This window comes from Mycolicibacterium sp. MU0050 (assembly GCF_963378085.1).
GTDB classification, from domain to species: domain Bacteria; phylum Actinomycetota; class Actinomycetes; order Mycobacteriales; family Mycobacteriaceae; genus Mycobacterium; species Mycobacterium wendilense.
Window position 1 is genome coordinate 124,179 of the sequence record NZ_OY726395.1, and the last position, 19,707, is coordinate 143,885.

The 19,707-nt window shown below is 69.2% G+C and carries 12 protein-coding genes; all 12 read left to right on the forward strand.

Features of this window, described 5'->3' with window-relative positions:
- The first annotated feature begins 169 nt into the window (after positions 1 to 169).
- Complete coding sequence (gene glf / locus R2K23_RS00605; protein ID WP_396892770.1) at positions 170 to 1,390, forward strand: UDP-galactopyranose mutase; 1,221 nt, start codon at positions 170 to 172, stop codon at positions 1,388 to 1,390.
- Positions 1,387 to 3,381 (forward strand): glycosyltransferase, encoded by a 1,995-nt coding sequence (locus tag R2K23_RS00610; protein WP_316513634.1) that lies wholly within the window; start codon positions 1,387 to 1,389, stop codon positions 3,379 to 3,381. The genes glf and R2K23_RS00610 overlap by 4 nt, the downstream gene beginning before the upstream one ends.
- Entirely contained in the window at positions 3,374 to 3,946 is a 573-nt protein-coding gene (locus R2K23_RS00615; protein WP_316513635.1) for a phosphatase PAP2 family protein, read from the forward strand. Before R2K23_RS00610 ends, R2K23_RS00615 begins: the two co-directional genes overlap by 8 nt.
- Positions 3,943 to 4,854, forward strand: coding sequence for a decaprenyl-phosphate phosphoribosyltransferase (locus R2K23_RS00620; RefSeq protein ID WP_316513636.1), 912 nt, complete (start codon positions 3,943 to 3,945; stop codon positions 4,852 to 4,854). Before R2K23_RS00615 ends, R2K23_RS00620 begins: the two co-directional genes overlap by 4 nt.
- Positions 4,832 to 6,922, forward strand: a complete 2,091-nt coding sequence (zomB, locus tag R2K23_RS00625) for a terminal beta-(1->2)-arabinofuranosyltransferase (RefSeq protein ID WP_316513638.1) — start codon at positions 4,832 to 4,834, stop codon at positions 6,920 to 6,922. The genes R2K23_RS00620 and zomB overlap by 23 nt, the downstream gene beginning before the upstream one ends.
- A 182-nt stretch (positions 6,923 to 7,104) precedes the next feature.
- Positions 7,105 to 8,037 (forward strand): esterase family protein, encoded by a 933-nt coding sequence (locus tag R2K23_RS00630; protein ID WP_396893701.1) that lies wholly within the window; start codon positions 7,105 to 7,107, stop codon positions 8,035 to 8,037.
- A 146-nt stretch (positions 8,038 to 8,183) separates the two neighbouring features.
- Positions 8,184 to 9,245 carry an esterase family protein gene (locus R2K23_RS00635; protein ID WP_316513641.1) on the forward strand — a complete coding sequence of 354 codons (1,062 nt, stop codon included), beginning with the start codon at positions 8,184 to 8,186 and terminating at the stop codon, positions 9,243 to 9,245.
- A 207-nt stretch (positions 9,246 to 9,452) separates the two neighbouring features.
- Positions 9,453 to 10,328, forward strand: coding sequence for an alpha/beta hydrolase-fold protein (locus tag R2K23_RS00640; protein WP_396892772.1), 876 nt, complete (start codon positions 9,453 to 9,455; stop codon positions 10,326 to 10,328).
- Positions 10,329 to 10,447: 119 nt separating this feature from the next.
- Positions 10,448 to 10,867, forward strand: a complete 420-nt coding sequence (locus R2K23_RS00645; protein WP_316513646.1) for a DUF732 domain-containing protein — start codon at positions 10,448 to 10,450, stop codon at positions 10,865 to 10,867.
- A 9-nt stretch (positions 10,868 to 10,876) separates the two neighbouring features.
- Positions 10,877 to 11,890 (forward strand): carboxylesterase Culp6, encoded by a 1,014-nt coding sequence (gene culp6, locus R2K23_RS00650; protein WP_316513648.1) that lies wholly within the window; start codon positions 10,877 to 10,879, stop codon positions 11,888 to 11,890.
- 263 nt (positions 11,891 to 12,153) lie between these two features.
- Positions 12,154 to 14,046 (forward strand): long-chain-fatty-acid--AMP ligase FadD32, encoded by a 1,893-nt coding sequence (fadD32, locus tag R2K23_RS00655; RefSeq protein ID WP_316513651.1) that lies wholly within the window; start codon positions 12,154 to 12,156, stop codon positions 14,044 to 14,046.
- 84 nt (positions 14,047 to 14,130) lie between these two features.
- On the forward strand, positions 14,131 to 19,698 hold the full coding sequence (gene pks13 / locus R2K23_RS00660) for a polyketide synthase Pks13 (protein ID WP_396892775.1): 5,568 nt from the start codon (positions 14,131 to 14,133) through the stop codon (positions 19,696 to 19,698).
- The last annotated feature ends 9 nt before the right edge of the window (positions 19,699 to 19,707 follow it).

Consider the following 19,707-nt stretch of genomic DNA (forward strand, 5'->3'; position numbering starts at 1 on the left):
GTTGTCACACCACCCGCGCCGGCGTCCGGCACGGCCGACGGCGCCCACCGCCCGGCCGGGTCCGCATAGCGCCTCCGATCTGCACGCGCGCCGAACCCGGCGCGGCGGACGCCGCGTGGCCGTGGCGTCGCTCGGGGCAATTTGGCGCTGTCCGATACCCTTGCCTCCGATGACCTCTCCTGACCCCGGTCGCTATGACCTCATTGTCGTCGGATCCGGCTTTTTCGGGCTGACGATCGCTGAGCGCGTGGCCACCCAACTGGGTAAACGGGTGCTCGTGCTGGAGCGGCGCCCCCATATAGGTGGTAACGCCTACTCCGAGGCCGAGCCGGAGACCGGCATCGAGGTCCACAAATACGGCGCGCACCTGTTCCACACCTCCAACCAGCGGGTGTGGGAGTACGTCCGGCAGTTCACCGACTTCACCGACTACCAGCACCGCGTCTTTGCGATGCACGACGGGCAGGCCTATCAGTTCCCGATGGGCCTCGGCCTGGTGTCGCAGTTCTTCGGCCGCTACTTCACCCCGGACGAGGCGCGCGCGCTGATCGCCGAGCAGGCCGCCGAGATCGCCACCGCCGACGCCCAGAACCTGGAAGAGAAGGCCATCTCGCTGATCGGCCGGCCGCTCTACGAGGCGTTCGTCAAGCACTACACCGCCAAGCAGTGGCAGACCGACCCCAAAGAATTGCCGGCGTCCAACATCACCCGGCTGCCGGTCCGCTACACCTTCAACAACCGGTACTTCAACGACACCTACGAGGGCCTGCCCGTCGACGGCTACACCGCCTGGCTGGAGAACATGGCCGCCGACGAGCGCATCGAGGTCCGGCTGAACACCGACTGGTTCGAGGTCCGCGAGCAGGTACGGGCCGAGAGCCCGGAGGCCCCGGTGGTCTACACCGGCCCGCTGGACCGGTACTTCGACTACGAAGAGGGCCGGCTGGGCTGGCGCACGCTGGACTTCGAACTCGAGGTGGTGCCAACGGGTGATTTCCAGGGCACTTCGGTGATGAACTACAACGATGCGGACGTGCCCTACACCCGCATCCACGAGTTCCGGCACTTCCACCCGGAGCGGTCCTATCCGACCGACAAGACCGTGATCATGCGGGAGTACTCGCGCTTCGCCGATGACGACGACGAGCCGTACTACCCGATCAACACCGACGCCGACCGCGCGCTGCTGACCGCGTACCGCAACCGCGCCAAGGCGGAGACCGCGACGGCGAAGGTGCTGTTCGGCGGCCGCCTGGGCACCTATCAGTACCTCGACATGCACATGGCCATCGCCAGCGCGCTCAGCATGTACGACAACGTGCTTGCTCCCCACCTCGTCGACGGCGCGCCGCTGACTGGTGAAAAGTCCGATGAAAGCGACACCGCATGAGTGACATCCCCTCCGGCCCGCTCGACGCAGCGGAGTCCCGGGCGGTCAGCCTGCTGTCCCGGGTCATCCTGCCTCGCCCCGGCGAACCGCTCGACGTGCGCAAGCTCTACATCGAGGAGTCCGCCACCAACGCCCGGCGCGCGCATGCGCCCACCCGCACCACGTTGCAGATCGGCCGCGACTCCGAGGTGTCGTTCGCCACCTACTTCAACGCGTTCCCGGCCAGCTACTGGCGACGGTGGTCGACCCTGGAATCGGTGGTGCTGCGCGTCGAGTTGACGGGCACGGCACGGGTGGACGTGTACCGCTCCAAGGCCACCGGCGCCCGCATCACCGTCGGCGGCGCCCCGGTGTCCAGCGTGGAGCAGTCGACGCCGGCTGGTTCCGATGTCGGCGGGCCCGGTGCTCGCGGAACCACCCCGCTCGCCGAACCCGCCTGGACCGAGTTCGAGATCAGCCTGGACCCCTTCGAGGACGGCGGCTGGATCTGGTTCGACATCACCACCGACACCGAGGTCACCGTGCACAGCGCCGGCTGGTACGCCCCGGTATCCGCCCCCGGCCGCGGCAACATCGCCGTCGGCATCCCCACGTTCAACCGGCCTTCCGACTGCGTCAACGCGCTCGCCGCGTTGACTTCGGATCCCTTGGTGGATGAGGTCATCGGCGCGGTGATCGTCTCCGACCAGGGCACCAAGAAGGCCGTCGACCACCCGGACTTCGCCGCCGCGGCCGAACCGCTGAAGGGCCGCCTGACCATCCACAACCAGCCCAACCTCGGTGGGTCGGGCGGGTACAGCCGGGTGATGTACGAAGCGCTGAAGAACACCGACTGCGAACAGATCCTGTTCATGGACGACGACATCCGCATCGAGCCCGACTCGATCCTGCGCGCGCTGGCGCTGAACCGGTTCGCCAAGTCGCCGACGCTGGTCGGCGGGCAGATGCTCAACCTGCAGGAGCCCTCGCACCTGCACGTGATGGGCGAGGTGGTCGACCGCTCCAACTTCATGTGGACCAACGCGCCCTACACCGACTACGACCACGACTTCGCCAAGTTCCCGCTGGCCGACGAGGACGAGCGGAGCAAGCTGCTGCACCGCCGCATCGACGTCGACTACAACGGCTGGTGGATGTGCATGATCCCGCGCGCGGTGGCCGAGGAACTCGGTCAGCCGTTGCCGCTGTTCATCAAGTGGGACGACGCCGAATACGGTTTGCGTGCAGCCGAACACGGCTACGGCACGGTCACCATGCCGGGCACCGCGATCTGGCACATGGCCTGGAGCGACAAGGACGACGCCATCGACTGGCAGGCCTACTTCCATCTGCGCAACCGCCTGGTGGTCTCGTCGCTGCACTGGGACGGCGACGTCAAGGGCCTGCTGAAGAGTTCGCTGAAGGCGACGCTGAAACACCTTCTCTGCCTTGAGTATTCGACGGTCGCCATCCAGAACCAGGCCATCGCCGACTTCCTGGCGGGTCCCGAGCGGATCTTCTCCATCCTGGAGTCCGCGCTCCCGGACGTGCATCGCATGCGTAAGCAGTTCCCGGACGCGGTTCCGCTGCCGGGGGCCACCTCGCTGCCCAGTCCGTCCGGCCGCCGGTCGGTCAACCGGCCGCCGGTGTCGTTGCCCGCCATCGGGATCCAGCTGGCGCGTGGCGTCCTCCACCAGCTGAAGAAGGAAAACCCCGAGCACCACGTGCGGCCTCAGTTGAACGTGGCCACCCAGGATGCGCGCTGGTTCCTGCTGTGCCGGGTCGACGGGGTCACCGTCACCACCGCCGACGGCCGCGGCGTGGTCTACCGGCAGCGCGACCGGGCGAAGATGTTCGCCCTGCTGCGGGAGTCGCTGCGCCAGCATGTCCGGCTGGCCCGCAAGTACGACACCATGCGTCGGGTCTACCGGGCGGCCCTGCCGACGTTGACCAGCAAGCAGGAGTGGGAGACGGTACTGCTGGAACCCAGCCCGGAAACCAGCAATGCCTGAACCTGAGCGGATCGCCGCCGCGCCCGCAGAGGTCCCCTCGCGCACGCCCGAGGAAGCCGCCCTGGTGGCGGTGCAGGCCGCCCTGGCGGACCGCCAGGGTGTACTCGGGGTCGCGCGGGCGATGTCGCACTTCGGCGAGCACAGCCTCGGCTGGATGGCGGTCGCCGCCACGGGCGCGCTGGCCTCGCCGCGCCGCCGTCGGGAGTGGGTCACCGCGGGAGTCGGTGCGTTCCTCGCGCACGCCGCGGCCGTCGTCATCAAGCGGGTGGTCCGGCGCACCCGGCCGGCGCACCCGGCGATCGCCGTCAACGTCGGCACCCCGAGCCGCCTGAGCTTCCCCTCGGCGCACGCCACCTCCACCACCGCGGCGGCCATCCTGCTCGGCCGGGTGACCGGTGCACCGCTGCCCGCGTTGCTGGTGCCGCCGATGGCGTTGTCGCGCATGGTGCTCGGCGTGCACTACCCCTCCGACGTCGCGGCCGGCGTGCTGGTCGGCGCGCTCGTGGCCAAGGGCACCGAGGCTGTTTCGGTCCGGTTGGACCGCCGTAACAGAGGAGATCGATGACTGAGACTCCCGAGGTCGCCGGCCCACCGAAGACTCTGATCGGCGGCGTCGTCAAGGCGCTGCGACCGCGCCAGTGGGTGAAGAACCTGCTGGTGCTGGCCGCTCCGCTGGCCGCACTCGGCGGCGAGGTGGACTACGACTACAGCTTCGTGCTCAGCCGGGTCGCCATCGCCTTCGTCGTGTTCAGCATGGCGGCGTCGTGCATCTACCTGGTCAACGACGCCCGCGACGTCGAGGCGGACCGGCAGCACCCGACCAAGCGGTTCCGCCCGATCGCGGCCGGGGTGGTGCCGGAGGGATTGGCCTACGCGCTGGCCGCCGTGCTCGGCGTCGCCGCACTGGCGATCTCCTGGCTGGTCGAACCCAACCTGGCAGTGGTGATCGCGGCCTACCTGGCCATCCAGCTGGCGTACTGCTTCGGCCTCAAGCATCTGGCCGTGATCGACATCTGCATCGTGTCCTCGGCGTATCTGATCCGCGCCATCGCCGGCGCCGCGGCCGCCAATATTCCGCTGTCCCAATGGTTCCTGCTGGTCATGGCGTTCGGCTCGCTGTTCATGGCGGCGGGCAAGCGCTACGCCGAACTGCAGTTGGCCGAGCGCACCGGGGCCAAGATCCGCAAGTCCCTGGAGAGCTACACCAGCAGCTATCTGCGATTCGTGTGGACGCTGTCGGGCACCGCCGTGGTGCTCTGCTACGGACTGTGGGCCTTCGAGCGGGACGGCAACGCCGGGTCGTGGTTCGCGGTGTCGATGATCCCGTTCACGATCGCGATCCTGCGCTACGCCGTGGACATCGACGGCGGCATCGCCGGTGAGCCAGAAGACATCGCGCTGCGGGACCGGGTCCTGCAGTTCCTTGCGGTGGCGTGGATCGGAACAGTCGGTGCCGCGGTCATCTTCGGCTGACGCCACTCCCACTCTGCGCCGGGCGCCGTTGTCGCCCAAGGAGTCCGGTTCGCCCGCTGCGGCCGTCCCCGGGCCGTCGGCCGCCGTCGGACGGCGGGCGCCGTTGCTGCCGTTCTTCCCGCTGCCCGTCTCCGCGCGGATCAGTCTGTGGTGCAGCCTCATCGTGGTCGCGGCGTTGTTCGGCTGGGGCGCCTGGAAGCGTCGGTGGATCGCCGACGACGGCCTGATTGTGCTGCGGACCATCCGGAATCTGTTGGCGGGCAACGGGCCGGTGTTCAACGCGGGCGAGCGGATCGAGGCCAACACGTCCACGTTGTGGACCTACGTGATGTACCTCGGGAGCCTGATCGGCGGGCCGGCCCGGCTCGAATACGTGGCCCTGACGGTGGCGCTGGTGCTTTCGGTGCTCGGCGTCGTGCTGGTGATGCTCGGTGCCGCCCGGCTCTATGCGCCCAGCCTGCGCGGGCGCGGCGCCCTGCTGTTGCCGGCGGGCGCGCTGGTCTACATCGCCATCCCACCGGCCCGCGACTTCGCGACCTCGGGCCTGGAGAACGGCATGGTGCTGACCTATGTCGGCCTGCTGTGGTGGATGCTCGTCTGCTGGTCGCAGGCGTTGCGGACCGAGGGGCAGCGGCGCAGCTCGCCGTGGAGCGCGAACGGCACGGCATTCCTCGGCGCGCTGTCCTTCGTCGCCGGCCTGAGCGTGTTGGTGCGCCCGGAGCTCGCGCTGATCGGCGTGGGTGTGCTGGTGCTGCTGCTGGTGACCACCGCAGGCTGGCGTGGGCGGTTGTTGATCGTGGTGGCCGGCGGGCTGGTGCCGGTCGGTTACCAGATTTTCCGGATGGGCTATTACGCGCTGCTGGTGCCGGGCACCGCGGTGGCCAAGGAGGCCTCCGGCTCCCGGTGGGAACAGGGCTTCTTGTATCTGGCCAACTTCAACAACCCCTACCTGCTGTGGATCCCGGCGGTGCTGCTGATCGCGCTGGGTCTGCTGCTGGCGGCCACCCACACCCGGCCCTGGTGGATCCACCACGAGGTGGCCGGCGGTCACAGCCGGCTGGTTCGCACGCTGCAGAGCCCGCCGACGGTGGTGGCGTTCTTCGTCCTCAGCGGCCTGATCCAGGCCGTGTACTGGATCCGTCAGGGTGGCGACTTCATGCACGGCCGGGTGCTGCTGACGCCGCTGTTCTGCATGTTGGCGCCGGTGGCGGTGATCCCGATCGTCAAGCCCGACGGCACCCGCTTCTCCAGGGAGGCAGGCTATCTGCTGGCCGGTGCCATGACCGTGCTGTGGGGATCGGTGGTGGCGTGGGCGCTGTGGGCCGCGAACTCCCCCGGCATGGGGTACGACGCCACCCGGGTCACCTACTCCGGGATCGTCGACGAGCGTCGGTTCTACTCCCAGGCGACCGGGCACGAGCACCCGCTGACCGCCGCCGACTACCTGGACTATCCGCGGATGCGGGCGGTGCTGGTGGCGCTGCGGAACACGCCCGACGGCGCTCTGCTGTTGCCGTCGGGCAACTACGACCAGTGGGACGTGGTCCCGGCGTATCCGCCGCCGCTGCCGCCGCCGGGTCCCGGGGAGGCGCCGCGGAATCCCGAAAGCGTCCCGCACACAGTCTTTTTCACCAACCTGGGCATGCTCGGCATGAACGTCGGCCTCGACGTGCGGGTGCTCGACCAGATCGGCCTGGCCAACCCGCTGGCCGCGCACTCCGACCGCCTCGAAGACGGCCGGATCGGCCACGACAAGAACCTGTTCCCGGACTGGGCGGTTGCCGAGGGGCCGTTCCTCAAGGAGCCGCCCTACATCCCGGCCTATCTCGACGAGGGGTGGATCCGGCAGGCCGAGGCGGCGCTGAAATGTCCGGCCACCGAGATGATGCTCAAGTCGATCCGGGAACCGCTGGGACCGCGCAAGTTCCTGTCCAATGTGCTGCGGGCCTACGACTACACCAAGTACCGCATCGACCGGGTGCCGATGTACGAACTGCAACGCTGCGGGCTCCAGAGTCCGGAGCTGCCGGAACCGCCCTATACGGGCCTGCCGGCGACGGGCCCCTGAGGTCGCCCGGCGCCGTCGGTAACGCCGGGACGCCCCGGTAGCGATACCCAAGCGGGTGCGCATCCGGTGGATGCGCCACAAGCTGCGCCGCGAACACGTTTCGGGCCACGAACGAACGGATGGATCACGTCTTGACGACGACGTCGCCACGACCGCTGACGGCTGTGCGCCGCCTGCTGGCCCTGGTGGCCGCGGTGCTGACGGTACCCGCGTTGTCACTGCTGGTCAGCGGCGTTCCGCCGGCTGCGGCCTTCTCCCGCGAGGGGCTGCCCGTGGAGTACCTGTCGGTGTACTCGGCCGCGATGGGCCGCGACATCCAGGTGCAGTTCCAGGGGGGTGGCCCGCACGCGGTCTACCTGCTCGACGGCCTGCGGGCCCAGGACGACTTCAATGGCTGGGACATCAACACCGCCGCGTTCGAGTGGTTCCACGAATCCGGGGTCGCGGCCGTGCTGCCGGTCGGTGGGCAGTCCAGCTTCTACAGCGACTGGTACTCGCCGTCGAACTTCAACAACCAGTCCTACACCTACAAGTGGGAAACCTTCCTCACCAGCGAACTGCCGGCTTACCTGGCCGCCAACAAGGCGGTGTCACCGAGCGGCAACGCCGTGGTGGGCCTGTCGATGTCCGGCGGGGCCGCCCTGATCTTGTCGGCCTATCACCCCGGCCAGTTCACCTACGCGGCCTCGCTGTCGGGCTTTCTGAACCCGGCCTCCCCGTTCATGAAGCAGGCGATCCGCGTCGCGATGCTCGACGCGGGTGGCTACAACGTCGACAACATGTGGGGTCCGCCGTGGAACGCGGCCTGGAAGCGCAACGATCCCGTCGAACAGGTCCAGCGGATCGTCAACAATGGCACGCGGCTGTGGATCTATTGCGCGCCAGGCGGTTCCACCGACCTGGACGAGAACTCCGACCCGAACCAGGCGCTCAACGCAACCAGTTTGGAGACCCTGGCGGTCGGGAGCAACAAGCGTTTCCAGGAGGCGTATCTCGCCGCCGGGGGCCGCAACGCCACCTTCCACTTCCCACCCGCGGGCAACCACTCGTGGGCCTACTGGGGGCAGCAGTTGCAGGCCATGAAGCCAGATCTGATCGCGACGCTCAATGGTTGATACAACGGGAACCGACAAGGGTCGATCGTCGATTCTGTGGTTGACTACACGAGCGCGTGGACACAGTTGTCAGCGGCCGATGTCGCGATGGGTTGTCAGTGACGCCGAAAAACGTGCGATTTATCAAGGATGGGATGGGTAGTTCTATGAAGTTTGTCGAGAAGATGCGCGGTGCGTGGGGGCGCCGCCTCGCAGCGGGAGCCGCGGTTGCGGCGCTGCTGCCCGGTCTGATCGGCGTCGCCGGTAGCACCGCGACCGCCGGGGCGTTCTCCCGCCCCGGTCTGCCGGTGGAATACCTGGACGTCCCGTCGGCAGGGATGGGGCGCGACATCCGCGTCCAGTTCCAGAGCGGCGGACCGAACTCTCCGGCGGTGTATCTGCTCGACGGCCTGCGGGCCCAGGACGACTTCAACGGCTGGGACATCAACACCGCCGCGTTCGAGTGGTACTACGGTTCCGGCCTGTCGGTCGTGATGCCGGTCGGTGGCCAGTCCAGCTTCTACGCCGACTGGTACAAGCCGGCCTGCGGCAACAACGGGTGCTCCACCTACAAGTGGGAGACCTTCCTGACCCAGGAGCTGCCCGCGTATCTGGCCGCCAAGGGCGTGGACAGCAGCCGCACCGCGGCGGTGGGTCTGTCGATGGCCGGTTCGGCCGCCCTGACCCTGGCGATCTGGCATCCCGGCCAGTTCCAGTACGCCGCCTCGCTGTCGGGTTACCTGAACCTGTCCGAGGGCTGGTGGCCCATGCTGGTCAACCTCTCGATGGGTGACGCCGGCGGTTACGACGCCAACGACATGTGGGGCCGGACCCAGGATCCGAACAACGCGTGGGAGCGCCACGACCCGATGGTCAACATCGACCGCCTGGTGGCCAACAACACCCGCATCTGGATCTTCTGCGGCAACGGCAAGCCGGCCGAGGTGAACGGCAACCTGGCGGGCAACAACTTCAACGCGAAGTTCCTCGAGAGCTTCACGCTGCGGACCAACAAGACCTTCAAGGACAACTACATCGCGGCCGGGGGCACCAACGGTGTCTTCAACTTCCCCGAGGGCGGCACGCACGACTGGCCCTACTGGGGACAGCAGCTGCAGGCGATGAAGCCGGACATCCAGCGCGTGCTGGGTGCGGTCCCGCAGGACCCGGCCGCGCTGGCCGCGTCCGAGACCGACGCGGCCGCCGAGCCGGTCGGCACGGGTGGCTGACGAGTAACAGCGTTTCCCAGCGGCGGTGGGCCATCGGCCCACCGCCGCTGTGTCGTCGGTGGCGTCGTGGCCGCGCCAGGATTGGCCGGACCCAACGTCTCGGCGTGCGGTGATGTGGTTCACTACGTTGCGGACGGGGCGGCCATGACAACGAACGAGGGGCGCACGAAGGTGGGTACGACGATGTGGACAGCGATGGTGCGCGTGATGTGCGCAGCGGTTCTGGCGGTCGGGCTATGGGGGGTGGGCACCGTTTCGGGCACGCCGGGAGCCGCGCACGCCGACGGCGTCGAGTACCTGCAGGTGCCCTCGGCGGCGATGGGCCGCGACATCCCGGTGGCATTCCAGGCGGGCGGCCCGCACGCGGTCTTCCTGCTCGACGCCTTCAACGCCGCGCCGGACGTCTCCAATTGGGTGACCGTGGGTAACGGCATGAATGCGTTGGCGGGCAAGGGCGTCTCCGTGGCCGCGCCGGCCGGCGGCGCGTTCAGCCTCTACACCAACTGGGAGCAGGACGGCAGCAAGCAGTGGGAGACGTTCCTGAGCACGGAACTGCCCGACTGGCTGGCGGCCAACAAGGGCCTGTCGCCCACCGGGCACGGCATCGTCGGGGCCGCCCAGGGCGGGACCGCCGCGGTGACGCTGGCGGCGTTCTACCCGAACCGCTTCCGCTACGCGGGGTCGATGTCGGGCTTCATGAACCCCTCGAACACCTTTCTCAACGGCGCCATCCAGGCCGGGATGATGCGCTTCGGCGGCGCGGACGCCAACCGGATGTGGGGCCCGGCGCAGCTGGGTCGGTGGAAGTGGCATGACCCGACGGTGCACGCGCAGCTGCTGGTCGACAACAACACCCGGCTGTGGGTCTACTCGCCGCAGTCCCTGACGGCCAGCGACCCTGCGGCGATGATCGGCTACGCGGATCAGGCGCAGGGCAGCAACCGGTCCTTCTACTCGACCTACCGCTCCATCGGCGGGTCCAACGGGCACTTCGACTTCCCGACCAGTGGCGACCACGGCTGGGGCTCGTGGGCGCCGCAGCTGGGCGCGATGTCCGGCGACATCGCCGCGGCACTTCGCTAGCAGTGCGCCCAAGGGCCGTCGGGCCAGCGGGTCCGCGGCCGACCGGGCAGGGTGCCGGTAGCCGGTAACGTGGAGTCGTGTTGCAGCGGACCAGGTGGTTTCTTCGAGGGCGGGCGCCCGTGCTGACGGCGCCCTCGCTCTTGGTGGCCGCGACGACGGCTGCCGCGGTGTGTGCTTGCTCACCCGGCGAGACGGTGGTGACGTCCTCGCCGGTCCCGGAGGACCCCGGCGCCGCCTCGGTGGGCCACCCGCACGCCGGCGACCTGGCCACGACCGACGAACAGCGCGAGTTCCTCGAGGCGCTGGCGAAGGCCGGCGTGCACCCGTCGAGCGACCTCATGGCGCTGTCGATAGGCTCCTACATTTGTCAGGCGCATGGAGCGGGACAAAGCGATCAGGCGGTGCGGGATTTCGTACTGCCGCTGATCCGCGGCGACCTGCGCGATGCGCACCCTGACGTCGCGGCTACGGCGATGACCAATCAGGTCGACGCCGTGACATCGGTGTACATGCGCGTCGCAACCGACCGACTCTGCTAGCAGGAGAAGATGGCTCGCACAACCAAGGCTGCCCGTCGCCGTCGGCACCGCATTCTCGGCCTGATCGCCGCCGCGGCCGTCGCTGTCGTCATCGCGCTCGTCGTGGCCCTCATCGTGATCATCGTCCGGCGTCCGGAGGCCCCGCCGACGGCGGTGCCGCCTTCGGCGATCCCGCCGACGTCGGCGCCCGACCGCAAGCCGCGACCCGAATTCCAGGACGCCAGCTGCCCGGACGTGCAGGCGCTGGTGATCCCGGGAACCTGGGAGTCCTCGCGCGCCGACGACCCGCTCAATCCGACGCAGTTCCCGCTGTCGTTGATGCTCAAGGTCAGTCGCCCGCTGCAGGAGCAGTTCGGCACCGACCGGCTGCAGGTGTTCACCGTTCCCTACACCGCGCAGTTCCACAATCCGTTCTCCGCCGACGGGCAGATGTCGTACAACGACAGCCGCGCCGAGGGCACCCGGGCCGCGGTCAAGGCGCTGACCGACATGAACGAGCGGTGCCCCCTGACGAGTTACGTGCTGATGGGCTTCTCCCAGGGCGCGGTGATCGCCGGTGACATCGCCAGCGACATCGGCAACGCGCGCGGGCCGGTCGACGAGGACCTGGTGCTCGGTGTGACGTTGATCGCGGACGGCCGCCGGGAGATGGGGGTCGGCAAGGAGATCGGTCCCAACGCCCCCGGCCACGGCGCCGAGATCACCCTGCACGAGGTGCCGATGCTCTCGACGCTCGGCCTGGCGATGACGGGGCCGCGCCCCGGCGGCTTCGGCGCGCTCAACGACCGGACCAACCAGATCTGCGCGGCCGGTGACCTGATCTGCGCGGCACCCGACGGCGCGTTCAGCATCACCAACCTGCCCCGGACGCTGGAGACGTTGGCCGGCGGCGCCGGTCAGCCGGTGCACGCGCTGTACGCCACTCCGCAGTTCTGGAGCCTGGACGGCCAGCCCGCCACCGAGTGGACGCTGAACTGGGCGCGCGGGTTGATCGAGAACGCCCCGCATCCCAAGCACGGCTGACAGACCGCTGCCGGGGGTTTTGTCACCTCCTTGCAACGATCAGGTAGGGGGATTTGTCCACAGCCCTACCGGCCCGTAACATTAAGAACAGACTAAGAGCTGTGCGCTGTTGGCCTCGTGCCGGAGCGATCCGCCGGCGAACCTCAGGTCGTCTGTACGATCTGTGAGGTTTGGGGTCAGCGTCACGCGGCTCGGCCCAGCTCGCCGTGCGTCATCGGACATGACGTCGCAGCTGACCCGTAGCAGGTCGACAGGAGATATGTATGGCGTTCCACAACCCCTTCATCAAGGACGGGCGGATCGTCTTTCCCGAAAACGCCAGCATCGTCAAGCACGTCGAGAAGTGGGCGAAGGTACGCGGAGACAGCCTGGCCTACCGCTTCCTGGATTTCTCCACCGAACGCGACGGCGTCGCGCGGGATCTCAACTGGGCCGACTTCAGCGCCCGTAACAAGGCGGTCGCGGCGCGTTTGCAGCAGGTCACCGAGCCCGGCGACCGGGTCGCCATCCTGTGCCCGCAGAACCTGCACTACCTGGTGGCGTTCTTCGGCGCGCTCTACGGCGGCCGGATCGCGGTGCCGCTGTTCGACCCCTCCGAGCCCGGTCACGTCGGCCGTCTGCATGCCGTCGTGGACGACTGCGAGCCCGCGGCCATCCTGACCACCACCGAGGCTGCCGAGGGTGTGCGCAAGTTCTTCCGCAGCCGGCCCGCCAAGGAGCGTCCGCGTGTCATCGCCGTCGACGCCATCCCCGACGAGGTCGCCGCCACCTGGGTGAGCCCGCCGGAGCCGGACGAGACCACGATCGCCTACCTGCAGTACACCTCCGGGTCCACCCGGATCCCCACAGGTGTGCAGATCACCCACCTGAACCTGGCCACCAACGTGCTGCAGGTGGTGGAGGGGCTCGACGGCGACGACGGCGACCGCGGTCTGTCGTGGCTGCCCTTCTTCCACGACATGGGCCTGATCACCGCGCTGATCGCGCCGATGCTCGGCTACCGCTTCACCTTCATGACCCCCGCCGCCTTCGTCCGTCGCCCCGAGCGGTGGATCCGCGAGCTGGCACGTAAGCCGGAGGACACCGGCGGCACCATCTCGGTGGCCCCGAACTTCGCGTTCGACCATGCGGCCGCGCGCGGTGTCCCCAAGGAGGGCCCCGGGGCGGTGGACATGTCCAACGTCAAGGCCATCCTCAACGGCAGCGAGCCGATCTCGGCCGCCACCGTCCGCCGGTTCAACGAGGCCTTCGGGCCGTTCGGCTTCAACCCCAAGGCCATCAAGCCGTCCTACGGCCTGGCCGAGGCGACGCTGTTCGTCTCCACGACGCCAAGCGCCGACGAGCCGCGGATCATCTCCGTCGATCGCGACGCGCTCAACTCCGGGCGGTTCGTCGAGGTGGATGACGACTCGATCAAGGCCGTCGCGCAGGCCGGCGCCGGCAAGGTCGGCATCGGTGAGTGGGCCGTCATCGTCGACCCGGAGACCGCCAGCGAGCTGCCGGACGGGCAGATCGGCGAGATCTGGATCAGCGGCCAGAACATGGGCACCGGGTACTGGGGCAAGCCCGAGGAAACCCGCGAGACCTTCCAGAACACCCTCAAGTCGCGGATCAACCCCTCGCACGCCGAGGGTGCCGCCGACGACGCCACCTGGGTGCGCACCGGCGACTACGGCGCCTACTACGACGGCGAGCTGTTCATCACGGGCCGGGTTAAGGACCTGGTCATCATCGACGGCCGCAACCACTACCCGCAGGACCTGGAGTACTCCGCCCAGGAGGCCAGCAAGGCGCTGCGCACCGGTTACGTCGCCGCCTTCTCGGTGCCGGCCAACCAGCTGCCCGACGAGGTCTTCGAGAACGCGCACTCGGGCCTGAAGCGCGACGCGGACGACACCTCCGAGCAGCTGGTGATCGTCGCCGAGCGCGCCCCCGGGGCCCACAAGCTGGACATCGGTCCGATCACCGACGACATCCGCGCCGCGATCGCGGTGCGGCACGGCGTGACGGTGCGCGACGTGTTGCTCACGGCCGCGGGCGCCATCCCACGCACCTCCAGCGGCAAGATCGGTCGCCGGGCGTGCCGTGCTGCGTACCTGGACGGAACCCTGCGCTCGGGCAAGGTGGCCAACGCCTTCCCGGACGCGTTGGACTAACAATCGAGGCGAACCAGAACGCGAGCTGAGCTGGGACGCGTCCGCGGGGAAGATTCTCCGCCGAAAGAAGATGTGAGGCCTTCGATGTCTGAAGACAACGCAAATCCCAACCACTCGGATCCCGAGGCCGTCGAGGATCCGGCCGCCGGGGACACCGGGGCGCCGGCCGAGGCCGCCTCAGGTGCGGTCGTTCCCGCCGGCACGGATATGACCGTGCCGGAGATGCGGGCCTGGCTGCGGAATTGGGTTGCCAAGGCGACGGGCCAGTCGCCGGATTCCATCAGCGAGTCGGCCCCCATGGTCGAGCTGGGCCTCTCCTCGCGCGACGCGGTGGCGATGGCGTCGGACATCGAGGACCTCACCGGGACGACGTTGACCGCGACGGTGGCCTTCCGGCATCCGACCATCGAGGCGCTGGCGCAGGTGATCGTCGAAGGCGAGCCGGAGGACGAGTCCGCGACCGGCCCGGAGGAGGACTGGTCGCGGCCCGCCGAGATCGACCCGTACACCGCCGACATCGCGATCGTCGGGGTCGCGACCCGGCTGCCGGGCGACATGAACTCCCCGGCGGAGCTGTGGGCCGGGCTGCTCGAGGGCCGCGACGCCATCACCGATCTGCCAGAGGGCCGCTGGTCGGAGTTCCTCGACGAGCCGCGCATCGCCGAGCGCGTGGAGCGCGCCCGCACCCGCGGCGGCTACCTGACCGACATCAAGGGGTTCGACGCCGAGTTCTTCGCGTTGTCGAAGATGGAGGCCGACAACATCGATCCGCAGCAGCGGATGGCCCTGGAGCTCACCTGGGAGGCCCTGGAGCACGCCCGGATTCCGGCGTCGAGCCTGCGGGGTGGACCCGTCGGCGTCTTCGTCGGCAGCTCCAACAACGACTACAGCTTCCTGTCGGTCGCCGACCCGACGACCGCGCACCCGTACGCGATCACCGGCACCACCAGCTCGATCATCGCCAACCGGGTGTCCTATTTCTACGACTTCCGCGGGCCGTCGATGGCCATCGACACCGCCTGCTCGAGCTCGCTGGTCGCCATCCACGAGGGCGTGAAGGCGTTGCGCGCCAAGGAAGCCGACGTGGTGGTCGCGGGCGGCGTCAACGCCCTGATCACCCCGCTGGTGACCATCGGCTTCGACGAGGTCGGCGGCGTGCTGGCGCCCGACGGCCGGATCAAGTCCTTCAGCGCCGACGCCGACGGCTACGCCCGGTCCGAGGGCGCGGGCATGCTGGTGCTCAAGCGCGTCGCCGACGCCCGCCGCGACGGTGACGAGATCCTCGCGGTCATCGCCGGCAGCGCGGTCAACCACGACGGCCGCTCCAACGGCCTGCTGGCGCCGAACCCGGACGCGCAGGCGGAGGTGCTGCGCAAGGCCTACAAGGACGCCGGCATCGACCCGCGCACGGTCGACTACATCGAGGCGCACGGCACCGGCACCATCCTGGGTGACCCGATCGAGGCCGACGCGCTGGGCCGGGTGGTCGGCAAGGGCCGCCCCGCGGACCAGCCGGCGCTGCTGGGCGCGGTGAAATCCAACATCGGCCACCTGGAATCGGCCGCGGGCGCGGCCAGCATGGCGAAGATGACGCTGGCGATCTATCACGACAAGATCCCGCCGTCGATCAACTACGCCGGACCCAACCCGTACATCGACTTCGAGAAGGAACGGCTCAAGGTCGCCGACACCGTGACCGAGTGGCCGCGCTACAGCGGCCACAAGATCGCCGGCGTCTCCGGCTTCGGCTTCGGCGGCGCCAACGCGCACGTCGTGGTCCGTGAGGTGCTGCCGTCGGACCTCGTCGAGCCCGAACCGGTCGAGGAGACGCAGCCGGACAAGCCCGCCGGCTCCGACGCCGACGCGGTGTACGTCGGCGGCGTCCGGATGGACGAGTACGGCGAGTTCATCGACGACGAGGATTCCGACGTCGGCGACGACGCGTTCTACGGCCGCGTCCCCGACGAGGACCCCGAACTGCCCGGGCTGACCGACGAGGCGCTGCGGCTGCTGGAGGTGGCCCGCGAGGAGCTGGCCGCCGCCGAGGCCGAAGATCCCGTCAAACCCATTGTCCCGCTGGCGGTTTCAGCGTTCCTGACCTCGCGGAAGCGGGGCGCGGCCGCTGAGCTCGCGGATTGGATCGACAGCGAGGAGGGGCGGTCCACCCCGCTGGAGGCCATCGGCCGGTCGCTGTCGCGGCGCAACCACGGCCGGTCCCGCGCGGTGATCCTGGCGCACGACCACGACGAGGCCGTCAAGGGTCTGCGCGCGCTCGCCGAGGGCAAGCAGAGCCCGCTGGTGCTCGCGGCCGACGGCCCGGTGACCAACGGCCCGGTGTGGGTGCTGGCCGGGTTCGGCGCGCAGCACCGCAAGATGGGCAAGAGCCTGTATCTGCGCAACGAGACGTTCGCCGAGTGGATCAACAAGGTCGACGCCCTGGTCCAGGACGAGCTGGGTTACTCGATCGTCGAGCTGATCCTCGACGACTCGCAGGACTACGGCATCGAGACCACGCAGGTGGTCATCTTCGCCATCCAGGTGGCGCTCGGTGAGCTGCTCAAGCATCACGGCGCCAAACCCACTGCGCTGGTGGGACAGTCGCTGGGCGAGGCCGCGGCGGCCTACTTCTCCGGCGGCCTGAGCCTGGCCGACGCCACCCGCACCATCTGCTCGCGTTCGCACCTGATGGGTGAGGGCGAGGCCATGCTGTTCGGCGAGTACATCCGGCTGATGGCGCTGGTGGAGTACTCCGCCGACGAGATCAAGACGGTGTTCTCCGACTACCCGGACCTGGAGGTGTGCGTCTACGCCGCCCCCACCCAGACCGTGATCGGCGGTCCGCCCGAGCAGGTCGACGCGATCATCGCGCGGGCCGAGTCGGAGGGGAAGTTCGCCCGGAAGTTTCAGACCAAGGGCGCCAGCCACACCCAGCAGATGGATCCGCTGCTCGGTGAACTGGCGGCCGAGCTGGTGGGCATCGAGCCGCAACCGCTGCAGACGGCGTACTTCTCCACCGTGCACGAGGGCCAGCTGATCCGCGCCGGCGCCGACCCGATCCACGATGTCGAGTACTGGAAGAAGGGGCTGCGGCACAGCGTCTACTTCACCCACGGCATCCGCAACGCGGTCGACAACGGCCACACCACCTTCCTGGAGCTGGCGCCGAACCCGGTGGCGCTCATGCAGGTCGGGCTGACCACCGCGGCCGCGGGTCTGCATGACGCGCAGCTGATCCCGACGTTGGCGCGCAAGCAGGACGAGGTCGACTCGATGACCGTGGCGATGGCGAACCTGTTCGTCCACGGCCACGATCTGGACTTCCGCACCCTGTTCCCGATTCCGGCCGACCGGCCGGTGGATCCCGCCGTCGATTACGCGAAGATCCCGCCGACCCGGTTCCGGCGCAAGCCGCACTGGCTCGAGGCGCGCTTCACCGGTGACAGCTCGCTGATCATGCCGGGCAACCACGTCGCCACCCCGGACGGCCGCCACGTGTGGGAATACGCGCCCAAGGGCGCGGCGGACCTGCCCGGCTTGGTGAAATCCGCTGCCGCGCAGGTGCTTCCGGACGCCACCCTGACCGCCGCCGAGCAGCGCGCCATCCCGGCCGAGGGGTCCCGACTGGTCACCACGTTGACCCGGCACCCGGGCGGCGCCACGGTGCAGGTGCACGCGCGCATCGACGAGTCCTTCACGCTGGTGTACGACGCGGTCGTCAGCCGGGCCGGCCAGGCGGGCACGCTGCCTGCCGCGGCCGCGGCCGGTGCGGTGGTCAGCCAGCCGGTGGCCGGCACCGAGTCGGCGCCCGTCCAGGTCGAGCAACCGCAGCTCGCCGGCGGCGACGACGCCGAGATCCTCACCGACAACCTGACCCAGGGCGCGAACCTGGGTGCCGGCTTCGCCAAGTGGACCCCGGACTCCGGCGAGAGCGTCGGTGACCGGTTGGCCGCGATCGTCGGCGGCGCAATGGGTTACGAGCCCGAGGATCTGCCGCGCGAGGTGCCGCTGATCGAGCTGGGGCTGGATTCGCTGATGGCGGTGCGAATCAAGAACCGCGTCGAATACGACTTCGACCTGCCGCCGATCCAGCTGCAGGCGGTGCGCGACGCGAACCTGTACAACGTCGAACAGCTGATCATCTACGCGATCGAGAATCGCGACGAGGTGGCCCAGCTGCACGAGTTCCAGCAGACGGCCAGCCCCGAAGAGGTCGCCAAGGCCCAAGCCGAACTGCTCGGCGGGGCCAGCACGGCCGCCGAGATCGAGGCCCGGTTGGCCGAGGTGCAGGCCCAGGCCGACGGCGGGGCCGCGCCGGCCGAGGGCGGGGCCGCGCCGGCCGAGGCCGACGAGCTCAACGCCAAGGCCGCCGAGACCGCCGCGACCATCCCGCCGCCGCCATCGGATCCGAGTGGGCCGGGCGGCGCGGTGCCGCCCCCGCCGTCCGATCCGAGCGGACCGGCTGGTGCTGCGGTGCCGCCCCCGCCGTCGGATCCGAGTGGGCCCGGCAAGGCCACCGCGGCGGCCGCCGCGGCCAAGGTGCTGACCCAGGAGGCGGTCACCGAGGCGCTGGGCGCCGACGTGCCGCCGCGCGACGCGGCCGAGCGGGTCACGTTCGCCACCTGGGCCATCGTCACCGGCAAGTCGCCGGGCGGCATCTTCAACGAGCTGCCCGCCGTCGACGACGAGACCGCGGTCAAGCTCTCCGAGCGGCTGACCGAGCGGGCCGAGGGCCCCATCACGGTCGAGGACGTCAAGTCGGCCAAGACCATCGAGGAGCTCGCGACCGCCGTCCGCGACCAACTGGAGGAGGGCGTGGTCGACGGGTTCGTCCGCACCCTGCGGGCGCCCGTAGAAGGCGCTGGGGGCAGCAACATCCCGCTGTTCGTCTTCCACCCCGCCGGTGGATCGACGGTGGTCTACGAGCCGCTGATGAAGCGGCTGCCGGCCAACACCCCGGTGTACGGCATCGAGCGCGTCGAGGGCTCGATCGAGGAGCGCGCCGCCGAGTACGTGCCCAAGCTGCTGGACATGCACAAGGGGCCGTTCGTGCTGGCCGGGTGGTCACTGGGCGGCGCGTTGGCCTACGCCTGCGCGATCGGTCTCAAGCAGGCCGGCGCCGACGTGCGCTTCGTCGGGCTGATCGACTGCGTGCGGCCCGGCGAGCCCATCGACCAGTCCAAGGAAGGAATGCGGGCCCGGTGGGACCGCTACGCGCGGTTCGCCGAGCGCACCTTCAACGTCGAGGTCCCCGAGATCCCGTACGAGGAACTGGAGAAGCTCGACGACGAGGGCCAGGTCAGGTTCGTCCTGGACGTCGTCAAGGAGAGCGGTGTCCAGATCCCCGGCGGCATCATCGAGCATCAGCGCACGTCGTACCTGGACAACCGGGCGCTGGACACCATCGAGATCCAGCCTTACGACGGGCACGTGACGCTGTACATGGCCGACCGCTACCACGACGACGCGATCGTGTTCGAGCCGGCGTACGCCACCCGGGCGCCCGACGGCGGCTGGGGTGACTACGCCTCCGAATTGGAGGTCGTGCACATCGGCGGCGAGCATATTCAAGCCATCGACGAGCCCTACATCGCTAAGGTCGGGGCACACATGAGCCAGGCGATCACCGCGATCCAGGCTCAGCAGGACAAGTGAGAAAGCAGG

Coding starts and splice junctions, on each gene's coding strand:
- culp6 (WP_316513648.1), top strand. CDS start 10,877: ATGGCTCGCACAACCAAGGCTGCCCGTCGCCGTCGGCACCGCATTCTC.
- R2K23_RS00635 (WP_316513641.1), top strand. CDS start 8,184: ATGAAGTTTGTCGAGAAGATGCGCGGTGCGTGGGGGCGCCGCCTCGCA.
- R2K23_RS00615 (WP_316513635.1), top strand. CDS start 3,374: ATGCCTGAACCTGAGCGGATCGCCGCCGCGCCCGCAGAGGTCCCCTCG.
- glf (WP_396892770.1), top strand. CDS start 170: ATGACCTCTCCTGACCCCGGTCGCTATGACCTCATTGTCGTCGGATCC.
- pks13 (WP_396892775.1), top strand. CDS start 14,131: ATGTCTGAAGACAACGCAAATCCCAACCACTCGGATCCCGAGGCCGTC.
- fadD32 (WP_316513651.1), top strand. CDS start 12,154: ATGGCGTTCCACAACCCCTTCATCAAGGACGGGCGGATCGTCTTTCCC.
- R2K23_RS00610 (WP_316513634.1), top strand. CDS start 1,387: ATGAGTGACATCCCCTCCGGCCCGCTCGACGCAGCGGAGTCCCGGGCG.
- R2K23_RS00640 (WP_396892772.1), top strand. CDS start 9,453: ATGTGCGCAGCGGTTCTGGCGGTCGGGCTATGGGGGGTGGGCACCGTT.
- R2K23_RS00620 (WP_316513636.1), top strand. CDS start 3,943: ATGACTGAGACTCCCGAGGTCGCCGGCCCACCGAAGACTCTGATCGGC.